The organism is Mesorhizobium sp. M7D.F.Ca.US.004.03.1.1 (genome assembly GCF_003998635.1).
Classification (GTDB): Bacteria; Pseudomonadota; Alphaproteobacteria; order Rhizobiales; family Rhizobiaceae; genus Mesorhizobium; species Mesorhizobium loti.
In genome coordinates this window covers 1-2,111 of record NZ_RZQG01000984.1, presented here as the reverse complement: position 1 = coordinate 2,111, position 2,111 = coordinate 1, and the positions used below count along the sequence as shown (strand labels likewise).

The 2,111-nt window shown below is 65.1% G+C and carries 4 protein-coding genes; 2 read left to right on the top strand and 2 right to left on the bottom strand.

From position 1 onward, the window contains the following. Positions 1–243 (bottom strand): DeoR family transcriptional regulator (locus tag EN935_RS32805; protein ID WP_127374065.1); only part of this gene is annotated, 243 nt, incomplete at its 3' end. A gap of 149 nt (positions 244–392) precedes the next feature. Beyond that, a complete protein-coding gene (locus tag EN935_RS32800) occupies positions 393–1,019 on the bottom strand; it encodes a TetR/AcrR family transcriptional regulator (protein WP_127265060.1) in 627 nt (208 codons plus the stop codon). Between the two features lie 250 nt (positions 1,020–1,269). Here EN935_RS32800 and EN935_RS32795 point away from each other — a divergent pair, with 250 nt between their 5' ends. Together EN935_RS32795 and EN935_RS32790 are read left to right on the top strand one after the other, a co-directional pair. After that, positions 1,270–1,767, top strand: a complete 498-nt coding sequence (locus EN935_RS32795) for a (2Fe-2S)-binding protein (protein WP_127265059.1) — start codon at positions 1,270–1,272, stop codon at positions 1,765–1,767. Next, on the top strand, positions 1,764–2,111 hold a 348-nt coding region (locus EN935_RS32790), incomplete at its 3' end, for an FAD binding domain-containing protein (RefSeq protein WP_206534620.1). The genes EN935_RS32795 and EN935_RS32790, both read left to right, overlap by 4 nt.

The following is a 2,111-nucleotide window of genomic DNA, read 5'->3' as shown; positions in this document are numbered from 1 at the left end:
CTTCGCCGCCGCATGGCTGTCGGCCGCGGTCGCCAGTTCGTAAGGCGCGTCGGTGTCGATCTCGGCCGCCGCCAGTATATGCCCACCGAGGAAGGCGATCTGTCCCTGGTTGGTGGCGATGTCACGCCGCACCGTCATCTCGGAGACGCCAAGAAGCGTTGCCGCTTCGCTGAGATGGATGACCCGCCGTTCCGACAGAAGATGGATCAGCCGGGCTGTCCTTTGTGCTTTGCGAGCAGTCATGCGTGGGCCTGTCGGTCACTTGAAATGTGAGGAATTTAACAGCCGCTCTCGTTCAGTTGCAAGCGCGGTGTGCCAATCCGGCCGGACATGACCAACGGACGTGCCTGCTTACAAGGCTCTCGTCTGCCTTGTACCGACGGCGTGGGCCATCAGGCCTTGGTGGATTTCCCCGCCCCGAACCGCAACCCGTCCATCAAGAGCTTGACCAGCCGGCGCGAGCGGTCGCGCCATTCCGGGGTGTCAGGCGCCGAGTAGATGCCCGACAGCGCGTGCAGCACGTCCGAAGCATCGACATCGCCGCGGATGGTGCCGTCGGCCACCGCCGCCTCGACCAGCTGCCGCAAGGCTTGCGAGACCCTGCCGGACGTGTCGGAAAACAGCGTCGAATTGGTGGTGAGCAGGATACGCAGGCTGGTCGCCAGGCCGCGCTTGGTGGCGATGTAGTCGACGAAGCGCTGCATCCACTGCTCCAGCGCGACATCGGACGGATGTTTTTGGGCAAGCTCGCCGGCGGCCGCGCACACCGCCTCCGCCTCGCGGCGGTAGACGACCTCGACCAGATGCTCGCGCGTCGGAAAATGCCGGTAGAGCGTGCCGATGCCAACGCCGGCGCGGCGCGCGATCTCCTCCAGCGAAGCATCGATGCCGCGCTCGGCAAACACGGCGGCGGCCACCTCGACCAGCCGGTCGCGGTTGCGTTGCGCATCGGCGCGCAACGGTTTTGTCTCTGCGGCTTCGGCCTTCTGTTCGGCAATGGCGGACGGCTCGGTGGCCAATTTTTTCTCCACATCGTGTCAGGGGGCTTGAACCCGGTCGGGTCAACCCCCACGTAATAAACGGAGGTGCCTCCGTTTTAGTGGAGTACCTTTATCATATAAGAAGGGGAACCGGTATGTCACGTCTGCAAACTGCCGAGCGTGAAATCTTCCCCTCGAGGGGGAAGATTTCGCTCTCCGCCGCCTTGCCCTTCCCCGCCCCGACGCCAATTCAATCCCCTCAGCGTCAAGCAACTGGAGCCAGACGCCCATGACCAGCCTTCCCATCACGCTCACAATCAACGGACACCGACACGAACTGGAGGTCGACCCACGCGTAACCCTGCTCGACCTGCTGCGCGAACGGCTCGATCTCACCGGCACCAAGAAGGGCTGCGATCGCGGCCAGTGCGGCGCCTGCACGGTGCTGGTCGACGGCAAGCGCATCAACTCATGCCTGGCGCTGGCGGTCAGCCATGACGGCGCCCAAGTCTTGACCATCGAAGGCGTCGCCCACGGCGAGGAGTTGCATCCGGTGCAGGCCGCCTTCATCGCCCATGACGGCTTCCAGTGCGGGTTCTGCACACCCGGCCAGATCATGAGCACGCTCGGCCTGATCGCCGAGGGACAGGCCGGCGACGATCCCGAACGCATCCGCGAGGGGCTGAGCGGCAACATATGCCGCTGCGCGGCCTATGGCGGCATCGTCGAGGCCGTCCTGGAGGCCCAGCAACAGCTTGCGAAAGCCGAGCGGAGGACTGCGGCATGAGGGATTTCGATTACATCAGGCCCGCCACCATCCCCGACGCCATCGCCGCGGCGGCCGAGCCGGGTTCGGCCTATCTCGCCGGCGGCACCAATTTGCTCGACCTGATGAAAGGCGGCATCACCAGTCCCGAACGCGTCGTCGACATCTCCCGGTTGCCGGAACTCAACCGCATCGAACGGCTGGACGATGGCGGCGTGCGCATCGGTGCGCTGGTGCGCAATGCCAACCTCGCCTACGATCCGGAGTTCGCGAAATCCTATCCGGCGGTGGCCGAAGCGCTGCTGTCGGGCGCTTCGGCGCAGCTTCGCAACGCCGCCACCGTCGGCGGCAATCTCCTGCAGCGC

What these genes read in the sequence shown, in the direction of transcription:
- EN935_RS32795 (WP_127265059.1), top strand. Translation starts at nt 1,270, where the DNA reads ATGACCAGCCTTCCCATCACGCTCACAATCAACGGACACCGACACGAA.